This window comes from Amycolatopsis echigonensis, assembly GCF_014174495.1.
In the GTDB taxonomy this organism is placed as follows: domain Bacteria; phylum Actinomycetota; class Actinomycetes; order Mycobacteriales; family Pseudonocardiaceae; genus Amycolatopsis; species Amycolatopsis echigonensis.
Window position 1 is genome coordinate 51,225 of record NZ_JACJHR010000048.1, and the last position, 18,326, is coordinate 69,550.

The 18,326-nt window shown below is 69.2% G+C and carries 18 protein-coding genes; 8 read left to right on the forward strand and 10 right to left on the reverse strand.

The annotated features are described in order from the left end of the window. Positions 1–10 precede the first annotated feature (10 nt). The 10 genes from H5411_RS28790 to H5411_RS28835 form a co-directional block, all read right to left on the reverse strand. Complete coding sequence (locus H5411_RS28790) at positions 11–1,279, reverse strand: DUF6297 family protein (RefSeq protein ID WP_183125639.1); 1,269 nt, start codon at positions 1,277–1,279, stop codon at positions 11–13. Next, positions 1,273–1,878 (reverse strand): ABC transporter ATP-binding protein, encoded by a 606-nt coding sequence (locus H5411_RS28795; protein WP_183125653.1) that lies wholly within the window; start codon positions 1,876–1,878, stop codon positions 1,273–1,275. Before H5411_RS28795 ends, H5411_RS28790 begins: the two co-directional genes overlap by 7 nt. Next, positions 1,875–2,768, reverse strand: coding sequence for an LLM class F420-dependent oxidoreductase (locus H5411_RS28800; RefSeq protein ID WP_183125640.1), 894 nt, complete (start codon positions 2,766–2,768; stop codon positions 1,875–1,877). The genes H5411_RS28795 and H5411_RS28800 overlap by 4 nt, the downstream gene beginning before the upstream one ends. Positions 2,769–2,852: 84 nt before the next feature. Further along, positions 2,853–4,673 (reverse strand): phosphoenolpyruvate carboxykinase (GTP), encoded by a 1,821-nt coding sequence (locus H5411_RS28805; protein WP_183125641.1) that lies wholly within the window; start codon positions 4,671–4,673, stop codon positions 2,853–2,855. Between the two features lie 388 nt (positions 4,674–5,061). After that, positions 5,062–5,772, reverse strand: coding sequence for a DUF6802 family protein (locus tag H5411_RS28810; protein WP_183125642.1), 711 nt, complete (start codon positions 5,770–5,772; stop codon positions 5,062–5,064). Positions 5,773–5,917: 145 nt separating this feature from the next. Beyond that, a complete protein-coding gene (locus tag H5411_RS28815) occupies positions 5,918–7,744 on the reverse strand; it encodes a dynamin family protein (protein WP_183125643.1) in 1,827 nt (608 codons plus the stop codon). Further along, complete coding sequence (gene grpE, locus H5411_RS28820) at positions 7,741–8,205, reverse strand: nucleotide exchange factor GrpE (RefSeq protein WP_183125644.1); 465 nt, start codon at positions 8,203–8,205, stop codon at positions 7,741–7,743. The genes H5411_RS28815 and grpE overlap by 4 nt, the downstream gene beginning before the upstream one ends. Positions 8,206–8,451: 246 nt before the next feature. Beyond that, a complete protein-coding gene (locus H5411_RS28825) occupies positions 8,452–8,724 on the reverse strand; it encodes a TetR/AcrR family transcriptional regulator (protein ID WP_244194660.1) in 273 nt (90 codons plus the stop codon). A 185-nt stretch (positions 8,725–8,909) separates the two neighbouring features. Beyond that, complete coding sequence (locus tag H5411_RS28830) at positions 8,910–9,503, reverse strand: hypothetical protein (RefSeq protein WP_183125645.1); 594 nt, start codon at positions 9,501–9,503, stop codon at positions 8,910–8,912. A gap of 32 nt (positions 9,504–9,535) precedes the next feature. Next, positions 9,536–11,080, reverse strand: coding sequence for a dynamin family protein (locus H5411_RS28835; protein ID WP_183125646.1), 1,545 nt, complete (start codon positions 11,078–11,080; stop codon positions 9,536–9,538). Between the two features lie 151 nt (positions 11,081–11,231). On the opposite strand from H5411_RS28835, the gene H5411_RS28840 reads away from it, so the two are divergent. From H5411_RS28840 to trmB, 8 genes are all read left to right on the forward strand, one after another. After that, positions 11,232–12,449 carry a sensor histidine kinase gene (locus H5411_RS28840; RefSeq protein ID WP_460431604.1) on the forward strand — a complete coding sequence of 406 codons (1,218 nt, stop codon included), beginning with the start codon at positions 11,232–11,234 and terminating at the stop codon, positions 12,447–12,449. Continuing rightward, positions 12,446–13,102, forward strand: coding sequence for a response regulator (locus tag H5411_RS28845; protein ID WP_183125647.1), 657 nt, complete (start codon positions 12,446–12,448; stop codon positions 13,100–13,102). The genes H5411_RS28840 and H5411_RS28845 overlap by 4 nt, the downstream gene beginning before the upstream one ends. Before the next feature lie 235 nt (positions 13,103–13,337). Continuing rightward, complete coding sequence (locus H5411_RS28850) at positions 13,338–14,273, forward strand: ABC transporter ATP-binding protein (protein WP_101436781.1); 936 nt, start codon at positions 13,338–13,340, stop codon at positions 14,271–14,273. 28 nt (positions 14,274–14,301) lie between these two features. Continuing rightward, positions 14,302–15,042 (forward strand): ABC transporter permease, encoded by a 741-nt coding sequence (locus H5411_RS28855; protein ID WP_183125648.1) that lies wholly within the window; start codon positions 14,302–14,304, stop codon positions 15,040–15,042. Positions 15,043–15,197: 155 nt separating this feature from the next. Then, the gene (locus tag H5411_RS28860; protein WP_183125649.1) at positions 15,198–16,106 is read left to right on the forward strand and encodes an ABC transporter ATP-binding protein; all 909 of its coding nucleotides are present in this window, start codon (positions 15,198–15,200) and stop codon (positions 16,104–16,106) included. Then, the gene (locus H5411_RS28865) at positions 16,103–16,846 is read left to right on the forward strand and encodes a hypothetical protein (RefSeq protein ID WP_183125650.1); all 744 of its coding nucleotides are present in this window, start codon (positions 16,103–16,105) and stop codon (positions 16,844–16,846) included. The genes H5411_RS28860 and H5411_RS28865 overlap by 4 nt, the downstream gene beginning before the upstream one ends. Before the next feature lie 218 nt (positions 16,847–17,064). Beyond that, on the forward strand, positions 17,065–17,559 hold the full coding sequence (locus tag H5411_RS28870) for a hypothetical protein (protein ID WP_220817614.1): 495 nt from the start codon (positions 17,065–17,067) through the stop codon (positions 17,557–17,559). A 20-nt stretch (positions 17,560–17,579) separates the two neighbouring features. Next, the gene (trmB, locus tag H5411_RS28875) at positions 17,580–18,287 is read left to right on the forward strand and encodes a tRNA (guanosine(46)-N7)-methyltransferase TrmB (protein ID WP_183125651.1); all 708 of its coding nucleotides are present in this window, start codon (positions 17,580–17,582) and stop codon (positions 18,285–18,287) included. The last annotated feature ends 39 nt before the right edge of the window (positions 18,288–18,326 follow it).

Genomic DNA, 18,326 nt, shown 5'->3' on the forward strand with positions numbered 1-18,326 from the left:
GCGCGGCCGTTCAGCCGAGTTGTGCCAGCACGATGATGCCGAGCACCAGCAGGTCCGGACCGCGGAACAGTTGCCGCATAAGGTTTGCCGGCATCGGACCGGCCGGGGTGTCGACAAAACCCGCGCTGCTGTAGTCCACCGGCTGGCGCGTGACGGTGCGCAATACCGAGAGCACCGCCAGGGCAACGGTCACCCACGAGAGCGGCGAAAACGCGGTGCCCAAAGCGAAAAGTGCCACTGAGAGCAGAGCACACCAGACAACTCCGACCACGACCAGCGCGGCGCCGTGGGCGATCACCAGCTCCTGCGATGTCGAGCCCAGCCACCGTCGCCGCCCCGGATTCCGCCACAGCACGCCAAGACCGGCCCCGAAAGGAGTAAGCGCGACGTACGCGCCGATCCCGACGAGCACCGGACCCGGCAGAGTGGGAACAGCAACATGTCCGACGGCTACCGCGAAAGCCACTAACAACACCGCGCTCGCGTACCGGGCACGGCCGACGATCCCGACCCACGCGAGCCGGAACGCGGTCGGCGGGCGCAGCGACCACGAGCCCGCGGGCGCGGATTCCGGCAACATCATCATCGGGTCGAGAAAGGTCACCGCCATCGCGCGCAGGACCCGTGCGTTCCAGCCGTCGAGCAACACCGCGCGACCGGCACCGCTGACTGCTTCGCCGCCGAAAGCCAGCAGCAGACCGCATAACGCGAGCGCCGCGCCGACGTACTGCACCGTCGTCGCGTCCAGGCGAGCCGCGGCGATCACGACGCCCGCCACCGCGAGGAGCAGCGGTCCAGCGGCTTCGAACAGGAACGCAGTACGCCGCGCGGTCGTGAAAGCGAGGATCGTGCCACCGGCGACGAGCGCCGCCGCGGCACGCCACCAGTCGATCGAACTGCCGCCGACCGCCAGCATCAGCGCGGCGAGATAGCCGATCACCACGACGAATCCGGTGAGCACGCCGGCCAGCCGGGTCGCGACGACGCGGCGGCGGTCCACCTGAGCGAAGTCCATCCAGGTCAGCTCGGCCGGTTCGGCCCAGACGAAACCGCGCCGCAGCAAGCTTCGCCAGCCCACCGCGGCGCACAACGAGACGAGGCCGAGCACCGCCGAGTAGTCCACTGCGGACGGTCCAAAGAGGACTCGATGCCAGGCGTCGGTGCGGAAAAAGGCGGTGAACAGGAACCCGACGCCGAACATCAGCACGAACGTCGGGCTGTCGCCGCTGAAAATGCCGCCGAAGCGTTTGCGGCCGGGCACGCGCAACCGGGTCACCACAGTTCGAGCACGCTGTCTGCCGTGTCCAGCAACGGTTGATGGTGCGTGGCAACGACAACTGCCGCACCCGCCTTGGTGGATCGGCCGATCAGCTCGACCAGCCACTCCTTGCCCGCGGTGTCGAGCGCACGTTCCGGCTCGTCGAGCAACAGCACGCGATGCGGCCGCGCGGTGACGCCCAACAACAGCAACCGGCGACGCTGCCCGGCCGAAAAATGCCCGGCGGTGACGCGGGCGCGCTCGGCGAGACCCGCGTCCGCGAGCAGTGCTTCGAAATCGCCGAGATTCTCGCCGAACGAACCGGAAAGCAGCTCCAGATGCTGCATCGGGGTGAGTTCGGCGAAAAAGTCGGAATCGTCGAAGAGCACGGACACCTTGCGGCGGAAGGAAACGCTACGTTCGTCCGGCTTCGCGCCGTCGACCAGCACCCGGCCTCGCTGCGGTTGCTGCATTCCGTACAGACACCGCATCAGGGTGGATTTGCCGACGCCGTTAGGCCCGACGAGCACCGCGCATTCGCCCGGGTCGACCGAGAAATCGAGGTCCTCCAGCAACCACAGGTCCCCGGCCTTCACGCCGAGCCCGCGCGTCTCGACTATCGGCGACACAGCAGCTTCACCACCGGGGCCAGCGCTTCGAGGTTCGGTTCGAGGACCGTGAAATAGCTGAAACCGAACCGGGCGCGGTGTGCGACCACCTGCTCAGCGATTTCCTCGACGGTGCCGACCAGCACCGTGGGGACTTCGGCCAGTTCCTCAAGCGTCAGCGTGTCGCTGAGGCGAGCGTGGATTTCGCGCAAGGCGCCTTCGCGATCATCAGTGATCTGGACGAGTTGCACGAGCAGGTTGAATTCGGCTTCCCGGCCAGCCAGTCGCTCGGTGACGAAGCGGGTGCGTTCTTCCACCGCGTCCGCCGTGGCCAGCATCAGCGGCGAACCGTCGCGCACCTTTGCCATGCCGCTGAAGGCAATCGTCGCCGCGTGTTCGGCGGCGAGCGAAAGCAACCGGTCGCCTCGGCCGCCGATCATCAGCGGGGGACCGCCGGGCTGCAAGGGTTTCGGCGCGTAGTCCGGATCCACGTACAGCCGGGCGAGTTCCTTGATCGTGAATTCGAGGTGATCGACCCGCGCACCCGCGCTGGGAAACGGCATTCCGGCCGTTTCGAACTCCTCTTTGACATATCCCGCGCCGAGTCCGAGTTCGAGCCGTCCGGACACGAATTGGTCCGTGCCCGCGACGTCGCGGGCGAGCAGCACCGGGTTGTAGAAAGGCGCGTTGAGCACGAAAGTGTTGAGCCGCACCCGGTCGGTGGCCTCGCCGGCCAGGACGAGCGCGGGGAACGGCGGCGCGATGCCGAGATGGTCGGCCACGCTCAGCACGTCGTACCCGAGTTCCTCGACCCGGCGGCACTTCGCGACCCACTCCTCACGCGAGCCCGGCGACACCAGGTTCACGCCGAAGCGGAAAGTCTTCTCCCCGTCAGAGACCATGCGGCCCACGCTACCGTTTCCGCCGCGCGAAGAAGGGGACGTCCGCGCCCGGTGCGAACGTCCCCTTCTTACCGTCGTGCGGCGTCAGCCGAGCCGCTGGGCCAGCGCGTCGAGCTCGTCACGCAGCGCGGTCGGCACCTCGCCGATCTTCGCGAACCACTCCTCGATGAGCGGCAGCTCCTCGCGCCACTCCTCGTTGCGCACCTCGAGCGCGGCCTGGATGTCCTCGACCGGCTCGGAGAGGCCCTCGAGGTCGAGGTCCTCGGCCTTCGGCACGAAGCCGATCGGCGTCTCGGCCGCGTTGCCCTTGCCCTCGACGCGCTCGATGACCCACTTGAGCACGCGCGAGTTCTCGCTGAAGCCCGGCCACAGGAAACGGCCGTCGTCGCCGCGGCGGAACCAGTTGACGTAGAAGATCTTCGGCAGCTTGTTCGCGTCGGCGTTCTTGCCCAGGTCCAGCCAGTGGTTGAAGTAGTCACCGGCGTGGTAGCCGAGGAACGGCAGCATCGCCATCGGGTCGCGGCGCACGTTGCCGACCGCGCCGACCGCCGCGGCGGTGGTCTCCGACGACATGGTCGCGCCCATGAACACGCCGTGCTGCCAGTCGCGAGCCTCGTTCACCAGCGGCACCGTCGTCTTGCGCCGGCCGCCGAACAGGATCGCCGAGATCGGCACGCCCTTCGGGTCGTCCCACTCCGGCGCGAGGATCGGGCACTGCGACATCGGCACGCAGTACCGCGAGTTCGGGTGGGCGGCCTTCTCCTCGGAGTCCGGCGTCCAGTCCTGGTGCTTCCACGAGATGGCGTGCTCGGGCGTGTTCTCCATGCCCTCCCACCACACGTCGCCGTCGTCGGTGAGCGCCACGTTCGTGAAGACCGTGTTGCCCTTCTCGATCGTGCGCATGGCGTTCGGGTTCGTGTGGTTGTCGGTGCCCGGCGCGACGCCGAAGAACCCGAACTCCGGGTTCACCGCGTAGAGGCGGCCGTCCTCGCCGAAGCGCATCCACGCGATGTCGTCGCCGAGGGTCTCCGCGCGCCAGCCCGGGAGGGTCGGCTGCAGCATGGCGAGGTTGGTCTTGCCGCAGGCGCTCGGGAACGCCGCCGCGACGTAGTGGACCTTGTCCTCGGGCGAGATCAGCTTGAGGATCAGCATGTGCTCGGCGAGCCAGCCCTCGTCACGGGCGATGACCGAGCCGATGCGCAGCGAGTAGCACTTCTTGCCCAGCAACGAGTTGCCGCCGTAGCCAGAGCCGTAGCTCCAGATCAGCCGCTCCTCCGGGAAGTGCGAGATGTACTTGGTCTCGTTGCACGGCCAGGCGACGTCCTTCTCGCCCGGGGCCAGCGGCTTGCCGACCGAGTGCAGCGCGGGCACGAACTCGCGCTCCGAACCGTCCGGCGCGATGAACTTGTCCAGCGCCGCCTTGCCCGCGCGGGTCATCACGCGCATCGACGCGACGACGTAGGCGAAGTCGGTGATTTCGATGCCCAGCTTGGGGTTTTCGTCGCCGAGCGGGCCCATGCAGAACGGGATGACGTACATCGTGCGGCCGGCCATGCAGCCGCGGTACAGCTCCGTCATCGTGGCCTTCATCTCGGCCGGGTCGACCCAGTTGTTCGTCGGGCCCGCGTCCCTCTCCTCCTTCGAGCAGATGAAGGTGCGGTCCTCGACCCGCGCGACGTCGCCGGGGTCCGAGGTGGCCCAGTAGGAGTTCGGCTTCGCGTCCAGCTTCACGAAGGTGCCGGCGTCGACCAGCTCCTGGTTGATCCGGGCGGCTTCCTCGTCAGACCCGTCGACCCACACCACGCGGTCCGGGGTGGTCAGCTCGGCGACCTCCCGGACCCAGGACAGCACGCCACTGTGCGTCGTCGGCGCGTTGTCCAGTCCGGGGATGGCGACTGCGGTCATCTTTACTCCTGACTTCCGACGACAAAAGAGCCCACACCGCGAACGACAGTGTTCTTGGTGCGGGCTTCGTTGCCGGCGACCGAATGGCTTCGCACACCGGCGGAAGACCGGTGTGCGGGTTTTGGGATTCCCCGACTGTAGCCGGATGGACGCCAGGTAACCGAGAGCTGACCTGTCGGTTCTCTCACAAGAACGATAAGGGAATCGATTCAGTTTCACCGGAACGGGCCAGCGCCGAAAATCTTTCCGCGTGGCCCGCGTCGCATTCGTGCCGGATGCCGGGACCCGCGTTGGTCAGTCCTGATCTCGGGGGGCGCTCTCCCCCGGAAACGGCGAACGGGCCCGGCGCGAGGCCGGACCCGTTCGTGTGACGTCAGTTACCGAGAGCTCAGTTGGGGCTGATCCACTGCCCGGTTCCGCTGTCGATCCTCGCGACGCCGCTGAGCAGTTGGGCGCCCTCGCCGCCCCAGGCCTGGTCGCTGCCCGGGTCGACCGCGGCCGCCGAGTCGAGCGCGTGGTTCGAACCGCCGTCGGTCTCGGTCCACTGGCCGTGGCCGGTGTGCTCGTAGGTGTGCGTGGACCCGTCCGCGCCGACCTCCACCGCGACGTCGGCCTGGCCGTCGCCATTGGTGTCGGTGAAGGCGATCGTGCCGCCGGACTTCGTTTCGACCACGGCGGTGTCGTTGTGCCCGTCGTGGTCGGTGTCGATGGTGGCGACCCCGGCGTCGACGTCGCCGCTCGGGAGGTCGGCGTGAATGTGCCCGGCGGTCGAGGTGTCCTGCGAGTGCGAATCGGTGCCGTCGGAGCCGGCCTGGCCGTGGCCGGATTCGACCCAGCTGCCGCTCTGCTCGTCGTAAACCGCCTGGTCCACGACGTGCCCGGTCGAGTCGAGCACCGCGTAGTGGTCGGCGACGCCGTCGTGGTTGGTGTCGGCGAACACCTGCGCGGTGCCGTCGTCGTGCTCGACGACCGCGGTGTCGGCGACCCCGTCGTGATCGGTGTCGTAGTTGACCTCGGCCTGGTACTCCTGGCCGTCGACGTGGACGGTCATGGCCTCCGGGCCGGTCGCGTCGGTGCCGCCGCTCTCGTCGACCCACATGGGTTGGTCCCCCTTAGTACGCCGGGTCTGCCGCTGGTTGCTTCGCTCGGTATGACTCACGTTAGGCCGGTTCGGTTCCCGTCCACAAGCCGATCACCTGCTCACGGCGGCAGGCTGGCCCGAAGGCCGCCGCGTCACCGGCTGATCATGCCCGGTCGCGGACCGTGCGGATGCGGGAAAGCAGCGTTTCGGCCCGGGTGTGGCCTTCGGTGACGTCCTTGAGGCGTTTCGAGACGATCGCGATCTTCTTCGCCCGCTCCTGCGCGCTCATCTTGATCGTCTGGTCCACCTCCTTCAGCTCCGCCTCGATCGCCTCGATGCGGCGGCCCAATGCCTCGTCGAGGGCGAGCGACAGCTGCTGCTCGGCCTCGATGAGCTGTTCGGCGATGAGCTGGTCGAGCGTCGAGCGGGCGTCGGCGATCGCTTCGACCAGCCACTGCTTCAGATGCTGTTTGTCCGACGCGTGTTTGCGAGTACGCGCCATCCACCAGCCCGCGCCGAGGCCGATCACGATCGTCGCCGGGAGCACCACGGGGTTGAGGATCGCGACCCCGGCCAGCGGCAGCGCGGCGATCTTTCCGGCCCCGACGCCACCGGAAATGCCCATGAACACCAGCAGTTTGTCTTCGGCGGTCGGCGGTTTCTTGTCCGGCGGACGCAGCACGACGGGCGGACCGCCGGCGCGCGCGAACTGGGCGCGGATCACGTCGAGTTCCTCGGCGGAGAACAGCTCCGACAAGGCCGTGTTCGTGACCTGGTTCAGCCGTTGTGACAGCTGCATCGACACCCGCTGCGACGCGGTCTGCAGCGCGATGTCGACTTCCTGTGGCAGCGCGGCCAAGTCGTCGCGTTTGGCCGCGTCGATGCGCTGGCGGAAATGCGCTTGGGCGTCCCGCATTTCGCGGCTGCTCTCGTGGCCGACCTCGACGCGCGTGCGCTGGATTTCGCCACGCAAGCGCAGTTGCCAGCCGCGGGTGGAAGTGCGGCGCTGGGACTGAAGATCGTCGCGGCGGGCGCGGAGTTGTTCGGCTTCCGCTTCACCGGCCGACAAAGCACGGCTTTCCGCTTGCAGCTTCGCCTTGATCCCGGCCAGCGCGCTCGACAGCGAGCGGAGCGTGTTGGCTTCCTTGAGCATCATCGACCGGCCGACCAGCAGCTCCTGCAGCGCGACCTGCACCGCGGCGATGCCGGACTTTTCCCGGAGCATGGCGGCGACCTGCTCGTTCGGTGCCTTCGCGGCGGTCTCGAACACTCGCGCCGACACCGGGTGAAAGACCGCGTCGGCGAAGCGCGGTGCGTGTTCAGCGAGCAGTTGCCGGTCGGCTTCGAGGATCTCGCGCCAGCCGCGGAACGCGTCGGTTTTGGCCAGCACGAACACCACCGTCTCGACTCGGTCCGCGACCTCGCGCAGGAACTGCAGCTCGGTGGAGGTGAACGGGGCGGACGCGTCGACCACGAACACCAGCGCGGTCGCGCGCGCGGCGGCCTCCTTGGCCAGCTCGCCGTGCAGCGAATCGAGCCCGCCGACGCCCGGAGTGTCGACGAGGGTCAGCCGTTCCAGCAGCGGAACCGGACCGGAGACCTCGACGTAGCGCGGCGGCAGCTGTCCCGGCGGCAGCTCGTGCGCGGCGGACACCCAGTCGGCCAGCTGCGTCAGGTCGAACGGCACCGACGCCAGCTGACCGGGGTAACAAGCCTGCGCGCCCCACTGCTGCGCGTGCTCGAAAACGAGGTAGGTCGCGGTGGCCACGTCAGCGTCCACAGGGGACAGTCCCGGGGTCGCGAGCAGGGCGTTGACCAGCGAGCTCTTCCCGCGGTTCGTCTCGCCGACGACCACCACGGACGGTTTCTCCGAACGAGCCTTGCGCTGGTCCTCGACCCATTTGGCGGCCTGTGGATCAGCCTCGCGGACCACGCCGAGCAGCTGTTCGCGAGCGGCCTGGACCTGAGCGGGAAGCGTCGGTGCGGTCACTGCGCCCGCTTCGCGTAGACGGTGACGATCGGCGCGCGCAACAACCGGTCCTGGTCGGCGAACCCGACGACCTCGGTCTCCGCGACGACGCCTTCGAGCTCCGGATCGTCAGTGGGCACGGCACCGCCCGCCTCGTGGCGCGCCGGGTCGAACCGTTCGCCCTCGGCGCGCAACGCGGTGACGCCGATGGCGGCGAGCCCGTGTTCGAGCCGTTCCACGACGCCGCTGCTGCGGGCGCGGTCCAGCGCGTAGAGGCAGAGCTGGATGAGCGCCTGCCGGTCGGACAGCGCGCGTTCGAGGTCACCCGGGGCAGCTACGAGGTCCACATCGGGATCCGACGCATCCGCCTCGGCGGCGGTTCCGTCCGCCTCGGCGATGATCCGCGCGAGGGCGTCCGCGCTGATCTCGCCGGTCGGCGCTTCGGCCGCGTCGCCGGCTTCCTCGTGGCCGAACCACGCCATCTGGACCCTCCCCTGGCCGTTCCCCGTGATTCCACCAGTTTGCGGCGCCGCCGCGCGCGGCGGGGGCGGATCACTGCGACGGGCCGAGAATCCGCGCCAGCAGCTGCCTGCTCGTGCTCGACGTCCAGGTCGGGGTCAAGGCTCACGCGCGAAAGCAGGGCGTCGGCCGGGGACAGCACGGGGGAGAACCGGCCGGTCCGGACACCGCGCTCGATCAAGCCCACGAGACCGACGCGCATGACATCGTCATTGCCGCGGATCAGCGAGCACGCCTACCCACGGATCGGCCATCTCCACCGCGGTGGCGAGCAGTTCCTCGTTGTCGGCGTTGTCCGCCTCGAAAATGCCGACGAAGACCGCGCGTTTGCTGGGGAAGTAGTGGAACAGGCTGCCGGAGCTGATCCCGGCGGCGCGGCAGATGTCCGCGGTGGAGGTCTTTTCGAACCCGTCGCGGGCGAAGCACCCGGCTGCCGCGTCGAGAATCACGCGTCGTTTCGCGGCCAGTTGCCGCCGGGACACGTCGGTCTTCTCGCGGGCGATCCCGGTCGTTCTCGCCGAGCAGCACGAGCTTGCCGTCGTCCAAGAACGCGCCGTTCGAGCGTGACGTGGGTGGCGGACACCGTGACAGACCATCATTAGACCGATCACTCGGTTTATCAAAGCTGGGTGCACGAAACCCTGATCGCAAACGCTTGCGCAGGGCCTCAGGCGATCTCGTGGATCAGCGAGCGCATGGCCTGATCGAGTGCGGGAACGTCCGCGGCCAGGCGGGACGACACCAGCAGCTGGTGCTCCGCCGTCCGCAGCCACACCCGTCCCGCGACCGGGATCTCCAGCACCGTCAGCCGGAACGGCCGGGCGCGACGGCCCAGTTCCACCTCGGTTTCGCGGACCAGCCTGCCCATCCGTTCGCTGGCGAGGATCTGGCGGCGGTGGAAGCCGGACGAGACCGGGCGGCGTGCCGCGGCGAAGTGTTCAGCGGCGGCCGGGGCGAAGTGCTGGGCCGCGAGGTCGATGGCCGAACCGTCGCCGGGAGCTGGGCTTTTCCGCCGGGTGCGCCCGGAACCGCGCTCGCGAAGGAAGGTCAGCAGGCCGTCCCACCACGGTTCCCACTGCGCTTGCACCGCCGCGCGGTCGAGGGCGGGCGGGACGTGTACCGGCACGGCAGGCTCCACCGGCGGCAGCAGCTGGCCGTCGGCGACCGAGAGCGCGAGGACGTCCCGGAGGAACAACGCCACGTCGACGTCGTGGTCGCTCCCCCAGTAAACCCGCCACGAGGTGGTGTCCTCCAGCCGCACGACATTCAGCCTACGCGTCGCGGAGGAGTTGTTTACTGTTCGCGAATCTGTTGCCAGATCAGGAAATAGGCGCGGTGCACGACGTGGGCCACGCGGCTTTGCGCCGGAGTCGCGCCGAAGGAGGCGAAAGACCGCCACCAGCCGGCGCGTTCCAGCGCATGGGCCGCCAGCTCCGGCCGCGGGGCGCCGGGAAGGCCGAGCTGCGCGCCGATGTCGGCGTTGCTGCCGACCCGCAGCACCTCTTCTGCCAGGTCTTCCGGCATTTCGACGGCTCCCGAAGCGACGAGCGTCAACGCTTCCAGCAGCCGCAGCTGATGCGCTTCCGGGCGGGCCAGCAGCACTTCGATCGCGTCGTGCACCCGCTGCCGTTCGCCCGGGTCGCCGGACGCGTGCGCCAATGCGGTCACCGACGCGAGCGCGGCCGCGGCCTTGATTCCGTCCGCGCGCGCGGCGAAGACGGTCGACAGCCGGCGGCGGACCGCGTCGAGTCCGGAGATGTCGAGAAGCTTGCGCCGCAACGCTCCCGCGGTGATCCCCGGTTCCGCGCGAATCGCGTCGACCGCACAGCGGATTCCGAAGAGATCGAGTTTCTCCAGCAGCCGCAACCGGATTCCGGCCGGGATGTCGCACTCCCAGCTGGTGAAGATGTCGGCCGCGATGAGCATCGTTTCGAGGACGTCGTCGTCGAGCGCGGCGAGCTGGCCCAGTGCTTCGGCGTCCGCGGAGGTGAACCCGCCGGATTCGGCCGATTCGGCGATCAGGCCGATCACCGGCAGCACATCCGCGACGCGCGGCTTCAGCGTCGCGGCCTGCTTCTCGGCGAGCAGTTGCGCGGCCTTCCAGATGTCTCCGCCGGAGCCTTCGACAGATTCCGCGACGATCGTGTCCGCCTTGTTCAGCACCGCGATCGCGTTGACCGGCCCGGCCTCCCGGCTCGCGGTCGCGGCAGTGAACGCGGCCAGCGCCTGCTGATCGTCCGCGCGCACGCCCTGGGTCACCACATAAAGCACGGCCTCCGCGCCCGCGACGGCGTTGCGCGAGGTGTCGTCGAGGTCGTCGGAACCCTCGTCCTGCTCGGCCGCGCCCAGCAACTGCTCGGTCCGCGACACCGACGCGGCGTCCAGCGAACCGAGACCGGGGGTGTCGATCACCGTCATGTCCTGCAGCACCGCGTTGGTGAGGTACGCCTCGAGGTGCGAGACCTCGGAGATGTCGACGCCGAGCTCGGCCGGGATCGACCCGTCCGCGGCGAACGGCAGCACCTGCTTGCGGCCGTCGAGGAACACCACCTCGACGCGGTCGACGGTGCCGTACTGGAACCGGGTGACCAGCCGCGTGCACTCGCCGACGTCGGTGGGCGCGACGAGCCGTCCGATCAGCGCGTTGACCAGCGTCGACTTACCCGATTTGATCCGCCCGGCGACCGCGACCTGCAGCGGCGCGCCGAGCCGGCGCAGCACCTCGGCGAACCCGGCGGCGGTGCGCGGGGACACCTGGGACCGCAGCCGGTGGCACAGCTCCGCCACCGACGCGGACAGTGGGCCGGCGAGTCGTCCCCGTTCCGCCGCTGCCGTCACCGCCCCGGCCCCCTTCCGGCTCGTTCGCTCACCCAAGCAGGAATCGTCGCATGCCGGTCATCCTTCGGTCGCACCGAAGGTGCTACCCGCGACCGACGCGGCTTCCGGCGCCGCGACCTACTGTTGAGTCGTGCGACGGCTCAGCCTGTGGATGCGTGCCCACCCGATGGTGGGGGACTCGCTGCTCGCGCTGTTCCTCGCGGCGTTCGACATCCTCGTGTTCGCCAGCGGCGGCATCGATCCCGAGGTCCCCGGCCCGGCCTGGTACGTCGCGGTCCCGATCGACCTCGCCGTGGTCGCCCCGCTGGTGTTCCGGCGCAAACGCCCGCTGATCGCCGCGTACGCCGCCTACTTCATCTCCTACGCGCACAGCGCGCTGGACCTCGGGGTGTCCGGCCTGGCCGCGCTCGCGATCAGCCTCTACTCGGTCCAGGTCTACGTCGGACGGAAGCAGGGCCTGATCTACGGCGGCGCGTTCGTGGTGGCCATGGTCGTCACCGCGATCGTCAAGCCCGAGCCGTCGATGGCGGCCCAGCTGCTGTTCAGCGCCTTCACCATCGCCTTCTGCTGGCTGCTCGGCGAATTCATGTACGCGCGCCGCGCCTACCAGCGCGAGCTCGAGGCCCGGCTGCATCTGCTGGAGACCGAACGCGACCAGGCCGCGCGGATCGCGGTGGCCGAGGAACGCGGCCGGATCGCCCGGGAGCTGCACGACGTCGTGGCGCATTCGGTGAGCGTGATGGTCGTGCAGGCCGACGGCGCGGCGCTCGCGCTGAAATCCAATCCGGAGCTGGCCGGACGCGCGCTGGGGACGATTTCCGAAACCGGCCGCGGCGCGCTCGGCGAACTGCGCCGGCTGCTCGACGTGCTGCGCAACGACCGCGGCGACGACGAACCGCGGGTGCCGCAGCCGGACGCGACGGCGCTGGGCGACCTCGCCGAACGGATGCGCGCCGCGGGCGTCCCGGTCGACCTCGCCCTCGGCGACGGGCTGGACGAACTGCCCGCCGGGGTGTCGCTCGGGATCTACCGGATCGTCCAGGAATCGCTCACCAACACGCTCAAGCACGCCGGTGCCGGAGCGAGCGCCGCGGTGCGGGTTCAGCGGTCCGGCGACGAGGTCGAGGTGCTCGTGCGCGACGACGGCGCCGGCCGGGCCCGGCAGCTCCAGCAGGTCGGCGCGAACGGAACCGCTCCGCAGACCGGGCCAGCCCGGCACCCGGCCACCCGGCTGTCGGTCGCGGGCGGGAACGGGCTGATCGGGATGCGGGAGCGGGCGCACGTCTACGGCGGGACACTGGAGGTGGGCCCCGCCGCCGGCGGTGGCTGGCAGGTGCGAGCGGTGCTGCCGGTTAGGTTGAACTCGTGATCCGAGTGGTGGTCGTCGACGACCAGGAACTGATGCGCGTCGGGTTCCGGATGGTGCTGGGCGCGCAGGCCGACATCGACGTGGTCGGCGAGGCCGGCGATGGCGCGCAAGCCGTGCGGATGGCCGCCGAACTGCGGCCCGACGTCGTGCTGATGGACGTGCGGATGCCGGTGCTCGACGGCGTCGAGGCGACGAAACAGATCGTCGCGGCCGGTACCGCGCGGGTGCTCGTGATGACCACCTTCGACCTCGACGAGTACGTCTACGCCGCGCTGCAGGGCGGTGCGTCGGGCTTCCTGCTCAAGGACACCCAGCCGGACTACCTGGTGTCCGCGCTGCGTTCGGTCGCCGCCGGCGACGCGGTGATGTCGCCCTCGGTCACACGCAGGCTGCTCGACCGGTTCGTCGGCTCCGGCGGTTCGGAAATGCGCGATCCGGCGGAACTCGACGTGCTGACCGACCGCGAACGCGAAGTGCTCGTGCTGATCGCGAAAGGCATGTCGAACGTCGAGATCGCCGAGACGTTGTTCCTTTCCGAGGCTACGGTGAAAACACACGTCGGCCGGATCTTGTCGAAGCTCGACCTGCGCGACCGCGTGCAGGCGGTCGTCCTCGCGTACGAGACCGGGCTCGCCCGGCCGGGCATCGGCTGAAGCGTCCAAACCGGACGGTGTCCACTCTGGACCCCGCGGCGGATTCCGCGGTGGGTCGCGAGCGGATCGGGCAAAGTTCAGGGTCGGCTCAGGGGCATCCCCCATCCCCCTCCACCCCGCGACACGATTGAGTACTACTCAGGTCGGGTAGCCGGTTCGATCCACAGGATGACGCGAAAACGGCGGCGCTGCGACAGGATGAATTCCGTCAGCACCGCCGTAGAGGGAGCAGGGGATGATCGAGGCAACAGGTCTCACCAAGCGTTACGGGAGCACGCTCGCGGTGAACAACCTGTCGTTCAGCGTGGCATCGGGGAAGGTCACCGGGTTCCTCGGCCCGAACGGCGCCGGCAAGTCCACCACCATGCGCATGATCCTCGGGCTGGACAACCCGACCGCGGGTCAGGTCCGGATCGGCGGGAAGCTATACCACGAGCTGAAGGAGCCGCTGCGCACGGTCGGCGCGCTGCTCGACGCGAAATGGGTGCACCCCAACCGCTCGGCCCGCGCGCACCTGCAGTGGATGGCCCGGTCGAACCGGATCCCGGCGGCGCGGGTGGAGGAGGTGCTCGACACCGTCGGGCTCACCAGCGTCGCGGGCAAGCGGGCGGGCGGGTTCTCGCTCGGCATGTCGCAGCGGCTGGGGATCGCCGCCGCGCTGCTCGGCGACCCGGAGGTGCTGCTGTTCGACGAGCCGGTCAACGGCCTCGACCCGGAGGGCATCCTCTGGATCCGCAAGTTCATGCAGCGTCTCGCCTCCGAGGGCCGCACCGTGTTCGTGTCGAGCCACCTGCTTTCGGAGATGGCGCTCACCGCGACCGATCTCGTGGTCATCGGCAAGGGCCAGCTGATCGCGCAGTCCACCACTGAGGAATTCGTGGCGCGGGCCGCGGAAAACACCGTGAAGGTGCGCTCGCCGCAGCTTCCGGCGCTGCGCCAGCAGCTGATCTCCGCCAGCGCACAGGTCACCGATGCCGGCGAAGCGCTCATCGTGTCCGGAATGGACAGTGCGAAGATCGGCGAGATCGCCGCTTCGGCGAACCTCGTGCTGCACGAGCTGAGCCCGCAGACCGGCTCGCTCGAACAGGCCTTCATGCAGATCACCGGCGACGCCGTCGAGTACCACACCGGGCTCGAGGCGGAAGCGCGGCAGGCCGCGGCCATCCGCTGACCACACTCTCGTTGGGAAGAGAAAAATCATGACTTTGCTCGCGGTCGAACGCATCAAGCTCTTCACCACCCGGTCGCCGTGGTGGTGTTCCCTCATCGCGCTCGCGCTCACCATCGGGTTCGCCGGCCTCATCGCCGGCTCGCTCCAGAGCGGGGAGCAGCTGTCGGTGGCCAGCACCCAGGTCGGACACCAGTTCGGCATCGCGGTGATCATGGTGCTGGCGGCGCTCGCGGTGACCACCGAATACCGGTTCGGCACGATCCGCACGACCTTCCAGGCGGTGCCGAACCGCGGCAGCGTGCTCGTCGCGAAGGCCACCGTCGTCGCGCTGCTGTCGTTCGTGATCGGCGAGATCGGCGCCTTCGGCTCGTGGGGACTGGGCTACCTGATCCGCCCGTCGGCCTCGGTGGCGCTGAACACCTCCGCGGACTGGATCAACGTCGCCGGCGTCGGCGTGGTGTTCGCCTTCGCCGCGGTCATCGCGGTGGCGGTCGGCACGCTGATCCGGCACAGCGCGGGCGCACTCTCGCTGCTGCTGATCTACGTGCTGGCGGTGGAAAACCTCGTGCAGCTGATCCCGACCGTCGGCCCGAAGATCCACGAGTGGATGCCGTTCACCGTCGCGGAGCGCTTCCTCAGCGGAAGCTCCGGAGGACCGGGCGCGCAGGAAGCGGCACTGTCGCAGTGGGGCTCGCTGGCCTACTTCGCCGGGGTGGCCGTGGTCCTGCTGGCCATCGCGATCGGCGTCGCGAAGAAGCGCGACGCGTAAAGACCCACAGGAAGTTCGGACGAGTCAGGCGGGGGCCGGCGGAGCCGAACAAGGGGAAAAAGGGGAAAAGGGGAACAAGATCCGGGTCGCCATTCGGGGGGCGGCCCGGATCTTTTCGTTTCGGTAGAGTTCGGATCCACGAGAAGGGGGGCGGCGTGCTCGAAGCGACCGGACTCAGCAAGTCCTACGGCGGCACCGTCGCGGTGCGGGACCTGACTTTCACCGCGCGGGCCGGTCGCGTCACCGGATTCCTCGGCCCGAACGGTGCGGGGAAGTCCACCACGATGCGGCTGCTGCTCGGGCTCGACGCGCCCACCGCGGGCACCGCGCACATCGAGGGCAAGCCGTACCGGCAGCTGTCCGATCCGCTGCGCACGGTCGGCGCGCTGCTCGACGCGACGTGGCGGCATCCGGGCCGCTCCGCCCGCCAGCACCTGCGGTTCCTCGCCGCGACGAACGGGCTGCCGGACCGGCGCGCCGACGAGGTGCTGGAGCTCGTCGGGTTGTCCGCGGTCGCGCGCAAACGGGCGGGAACGTTCTCGCTCGGCATGCTGCAGCGGCTCGGCATCGCGACCGCGCTGCTCGGCGACCCGCGCGTGCTGCTGTTCGACGAACCGGTGAACGGCCTCGACCCGGAGGGCGTGCAGTGGGTCCGCCAGTTGCTGCACGGGCTCGCCGAGGAAGGCCGCACGGTGTTCGTGTCGAGCCACCTGCTGCCGGAGATGGAGCAGACCGCGCAGGATCTCGTGGTGATCGGCCGCGGCCAGCTGATCTACCAGGGCACGATGGCCGATTTCGTGGCCCGCGCCGGATCGCGCGGGGTCCGGGTGCGCACGCCGCACGCCGACGCGCTGCGCAACGCGCTCACGCGGCAGCGAGTGGTTTTCACCGAGGATTCCGGTGCGTTCTTGGTGTCCGAAATGGACAGTGACGCGATCGGTGAACTCGCCTACGCCGCGGGCGCGACCCTGCACGAGCTGAGCCCGCTGGCCGGTTCGCTCGAGCACGCCTACCTCGAATTGACCGGCCAGGCAGCCGAATTCACCAGTGGAGGTGCGCGGTGAATATGCTGCGGGCGGAACGGATCAAGCTTTTCAGCACGCGTGCGCCGTGGTGGTGCGCACTGATCGCGGTGGCCGCGCCCATCGGGTTCACCGCGATGTTCCTCGGGCTTTCCGGGGCCGAAATCACCGCGGACGTGAGCAATACTCAGCTCGCCACGAGCACCGGCCGCACGGTCGCGCTGGTGCTGGCGGTGCTCGCCGCGACAGCCGACTTCAACTGGGGCACGCTGCGGCTCACCTTCCAGGCGGTGCCGACGCGGACGCCGGTGCTGCTCGCCAAGGGCGCCGTGGTGTTCGTGGTCTGCGCGGTGCTCGGCCTGCTCGCCGGAGTCGGCTCGTGGGGGATAGCGCATCTCGTGCGCCCGGACGCGGACCTCAGCCTGCACTCCGGAGCGGACTGGCGCCTCGTGTTCGGCCAGATCCTGACCTTCGCGCTGACCGGACTGCTCGGCGTCGGCGTCGGACTGCTGCTGCGCAGTTCCGCGCTGACACTGGCGATCGTGCTCGTGTGGACCCAGCTGGTCGAGGGCCTGGTGCTGCTGATTCCCAAGATCGGCAGCGATCTCTACCAGTGGATGCCGTTCTACGCGGCATCGCAGTTCGCCGGTGGCGATTTCACCAGGACCACGCTGAAACTGTCGCCGCCTTTCGGGCCGTGGGGTTATCTTGCGTATTTCGCGGCGATCAGCGCGGTGTTGTTCGCCGCCGGCGTGGCCACCGCGAATCGGCGGGACGCCTGACCTGCACGTGCACATTCCCGATTGCTCAGCGAGCATTCGCATTAAATTCACGTAAACCGGTGTGGCTTCTCTCACAGCGAGCGGACATACTGTCAGAAACCCACGGATATTCAAGGCAGAGCCCCGTCTCAGCTCTCCGGAGGTGAACCGTGACGGTGGACGTTGATCAGAAATCCGTTTCCCGCGACGCTGCGGTACCGACTCCCCGCCTCGAACCGATGCTGGACCTCGAATGGTCCCAGGCGATCGAACTGCCCCGGTTCGCGCTGCCCGCGACCCGGCCCGCGGAACTGCGCCAGGCGTGGGTCCATCGCGCGCCGGAGGACGCCGTGCTCGGGCTGTACCGGCGGGCGAGCGGAGAAGACGACGCGCTGCCCGCGCCGTGGTGGCTGCGCGCGGTCGCGAGCGGACGGCTCGAATCGCGCGAACTCGGCTTCCGCATCGAAGACCGGGTGGCGCAACTGCTCGGCAAGCGGATGGGCTGGGAGTTCGTGCCGTGGGCGGCCGACGGCGAATCCGGGTACTGGGAGTTCATGCCGTCCGAACGGGGCAAGTCCGGCCATTCCATTCCGACGACCGTGCTGAACACCGACCGGCACGACGGCTGGATCGACGTCCTGCCCGCGCATTCCGCCCGCGCACCGGAGCCAGTGGCGGTGGCCGGGCTCGCCGGACTGCGCTCCCGGCTCGGGGAGTTCGAAGCGGTCCGCTGACCCGCCCGTATGTTGTCCGGGTGGAAAACGAGGACCAGCCACGGCTGCGCAGCGTGGTCAGTTACGTCAAACGCGGCGGGCGGATGACCGTCGGCCAGCAGCGGGCCTGGGAAGAACACTGGCCGCGGCTCGGCCGGACGGTGTCGCAACTGCCGGAAGGCCCGGTCGACTTCACCGAATGGTTCGGCCGCGAAGCGCCGGTCATGCTGGAGATCGGATCCGGCATGGGCGAGACGACCTCCCAGCTGGCCGCCGCCGCGCCGGAGCTGAACTACGTGGCCGTCGAGGTGTACGACCCCGGGCTCGGGCAGCTGATGCTGCGCGCGGAGAAGCTCGGCGTGACGAACCTGCGGCTCATGCACGGCGACGCGGTGGTCCTGCTGACCGATCACGTCGAGCCCGGGACGCTGTCCGGCGTGCGGCTGTTCTTCCCGGACCCGTGGCCGAAGAAGCGCCACCACAAGCGGCGGATCGTGCAGCCGGAGTTCGTGGCGCTGATCGCGTCGCGGCTCGCGCCCGGCGGGACGTTCCACATGGCCACCGACTGGGAGCACTACGCGGAGCAGATGCTCGAGGTGTGCTCGGCGGAACCCGCGCTGCGCAACCGGTACGCCGACGAGCCCGGCGGCTGGGCGCCCCGGCCGGAGTGGCGGCCGGTGACGAAGTTCGAACAGCGGGCGGACCGGGAGGGCCGGGTTTCGCGCGATCTGATCTTCGAGAAGCGCTGACGCTGGGAAGGTCCGTGAAGGGCCCCTTGAAGGAATTAG